Here is a 3,303-nt window from a genome sequence, read left to right as displayed (position 1 = left end):
CGGGCCTGACCGTCGAACAGGCCGCCGACCGGCTCGGATACGCCAGCGTATCGGCCTTCGCCTCGGCCTTCCGCACCTGGAAGGGCCAATCGCCCGGCCACTTCGGCCGCCTGCACCGCGGCCGCGCTCCCGTCCGCACCCGCTGACCGAAACCGGACAGACGGGATCTGGTAGACCGGCAGGTACGACCCGTGTAGCCGAACCTGCGAGGAAGCATGAATTCGTCCGTCATCATGTCCGCCCGTGATCTCGAGTTCCTGCTCTACGACTGGTTGGACGTGACGGCGCTGACCGGCCGGGAACGCTTCGCCGACCACTCGCGCGAGACCTTCGACCAGGTGTTGCGGCTGTGCCAGGACCTGGCGACGACCTACTTCGCGCCGCACAATCGCGAGAACGATCTGCACGAGCCGACCTTCGACGGCGAGCGCGTCACCATCATCCCCGCGGTCGGCAAAGCGCTGAAGGCGTTCGCCGAGTCCGGGATGATCGGCGCGGCAATGGATTACGAGATCGGCGGCATGCAGCTGCCGCATTCGGTCTACACCGCCTGCATGTCGTGGTTCCATGCCGCCAATGTCGGCACCGCCGCCTACGTGCTGCTCACCACCGGCAATGCCAATCTGCTTGCCGCGCACGGCAGCCCGCAGCAGATCGACGACTACGTGCGGCCCATGCTCGACGGGCGGCACTTCGGCACCATGGCGCTGTCGGAGCCGCAGGCCGGGTCCAGCCTGGCCGACATCACCACCCGGGCCGTGCCCGCCACTGACGGCTCCTACCGGCTGTTCGGGCACAAGATGTGGATCTCCGGCGGCGACCACGAACTGTCGGACAACATCATCCATCTGGTGCTGGCGCGAATTCCGGGCGCGCCGGAAGGTACCCGCGGTATCTCGCTGTTCGTCGTCCCCAAGTTCCTGCCGGACGCGGACGGCAAGGCGACCGTGCACAACGATGTGGTCCTCTCGGGGATCAATCACAAGATGGGCTGGCGCGGCACGGTCAACACCGCGCCCGTCTTCGGTGACGGCAACTTCACCCCTGGCGGGGAGCCCGGCGCGATCGGCTATCTGGTGGGCGAGGCGAATCACGGTCTGGCGCAGATGTTCACCATGATGAACGAGGCGCGCATCGGCGTCGGGCTGGCCTCCACCGCGCTGGGCTACACCGGCTACCTGAAGTCCCTGGAGTACGCCCGCAGTCGTCCGCAGGGCCGTCCGGTCTCCGCGCGCGGCGGCGCGCAGGTGCCGATCATCGAGCACCCGGACGTGCGGCGCATGCTGCTGGCCCAGAAGTCCTATGCCGAAGGGGCTTTGGCGCTGGCGCTGTACTGCGGCAAACTCGTCGACGAACACCGCACCGCGGCAACCGAATCCGCGCGCGATCGCGCCGCCACCCTGCTGCGGATTCTCACCCCGATCGCCAAGTCCTGGCCGAGCCAGTGGTGCTTGACCGCCAACGACCTGGCGATCCAGATCCACGGCGGGGCGGGCTACACCCGCGACTACGACGTGGAACAGCATTACCGCGACAATCGCCTCAATCCGATTCACGAAGGCACGCACGGCATTCAGAGCCTGGATCTGCTGGGCCGCCAGGTCACCCTGGACAACGGCGCGGCCCTGGCCGTCCTGCTGGAGACGATGACGGCCGCCATCACCGCCGCCCGCGCCACCGGCGACGCCGAACTCGCGGAGTTCGCCACGGCCCTGGAGGCGGCTTCCACACGCCTGACCGCCACGACGGCGGGTCTGTGGCGCGACGGCGATCCCGTGGCGGCCCTGGCCAATTCGGCGGTGTATCTGGAGGCGTTCGGTCACGTGGTGCTGGCCTGGATCTGGCTCGAGCAGGCCGTGGCCGCGCACAACCGCCCCACCGAGGACGGGGCGCACCGCGACCGCACCGCCTTCCTTCAGGGCAAGCGGCTGGCGGCCCGGTACTTCTTCCGCTGGGAACTGCCGCGCACCACACCGCAATTCGATCTGCTCGACTCCGGCGACCGCACCACCGTGGAGCTCGACGAGAGCTGGTTCTGAGCGGGCACACCGCAATTGCGCCCGCGGGCTGTTCGCGCTCCGCGAACAGCCGACGCGCCGCTGTACCCCCCGCCCGTATACCGAACGGCCGGTGTGACGAGGTCACGGCGGTCGCGGGCGGGCCCGCGATCCAGCCGCCTTGATTACGGTTTGCTGGCGCTCCGGCCACAAGAACCAATCGGAGTGTGAGCGTCGGTGGGCGCGGGTAGTCTCCCGGTAGACAACTCGATCAGCGCATTCGAACGGCAGGTGACCACTCCCCCGCGACCGATTCCCAGGACCTGTTCGCTTTCAGCGAAATCCCAGGTCGTGTTACTGAAAACACACGGGAAACTCAACGGGAACAAAGACCTCCCGCCGAACGTCTGACAGAGTAGTCATCAGCCACTGCTGGGAAGTAGCGGTAGCGAGGTTCGCGGTAAGGTCCGCGGACCCCCACACCAGGCGAATGGTGTGCAAGCACCAGGAGCCAGGACGGAGGAGTCATGCCAGGAACCCTGACAAGCACCCCACTGACCGCGGTCGACCGTTGCGACCGCTGCGGGGCAGCTGCGCGCGTGCGCGCAACGCTTCCCGCAGGTGGAGAGTTGCTCTTCTGCCAGCATCACGCCAACGAGCACATGGACCGTCTCCGTGCGCTCGAGGCCGTGATCGACACGGAGTCGGCACCGGCGCTTTAACAGCTCCTCCAACTCGGAGGGACTCTCTTCGGGAGTCGCACAACCTTCGAGGAGCCCGCTCGACAATTGAATCTTCCCAACAGAAAACCCGGCAGCGGGCGACCAACAGGTCGCCCGCTGTTGTCGTGTACGGGCTGTTGCCGTCGTCGGGAAGTGGCCGAAGACACGTCGTCTCGACCTCGCGCAACGCGATGATCGTCATGTACGCACGGCGAGATCGCCCGGGTACAACGGATGGATGTCGCCGACCTCCCACGCCACGTACCTGCAGGATCGACACATGCTCGCGCTCTGGACGTGGAACGGCCACGCACCCGGACGCGCACCGGAGAACGTGGGCGAGGTGGAGACCCTCGCCCTGGCGGTTCCCGGCCGGGACGGTCTCGGCGTCACGGACGTGGAATGCGCTCTGGTGGAACCGGAACGGTTATGCACTCTTGCTATCGAGAATCCCGGTGAATCGATACATCTGCTCCGGCGGGCCCTCGAGACGGACGTCGAGGCGCGGCATCTGCCGACCGCCGCGCACGCGGTTCCGAACGCCGCCGGGACCGCCGTCGTGTCGGCGGGTCGCGCGCTGCGGG

General features: G+C 67.4%; 2 protein-coding genes and 1 pseudogene. All 3 read left to right on the top strand.

Annotated elements, in window-relative coordinates; genetic code table 11:
• Window positions 1–215: 215 nt before the first annotated feature.
• Complete coding sequence (locus ACWELQ_RS41795; RefSeq protein WP_452402522.1) at window positions 216–2,039, top strand: acyl-CoA dehydrogenase; 1,824 nt, start codon at window positions 216–218, stop codon at window positions 2,037–2,039.
• Window positions 2,040–2,524: 485 nt separating this feature from the next.
• Window positions 2,525–2,719, top strand: coding sequence for a DUF7455 domain-containing protein (locus ACWELQ_RS41790; RefSeq protein WP_040809921.1), 195 nt, complete (start codon window positions 2,525–2,527; stop codon window positions 2,717–2,719).
• 238 nt (window positions 2,720–2,957) lie between these two features.
• Window positions 2,958–3,303 (top strand): annotated as a pseudogene (locus ACWELQ_RS41785) (DEAD/DEAH box helicase); the annotation flags it as partial.

The organism is Nocardia sp. NPDC004722 (assembly GCF_053601505.1).
Note: the sequence above shows the minus strand (reverse complement) of the source record. Positions and strands in the feature narration are given on the sequence as shown.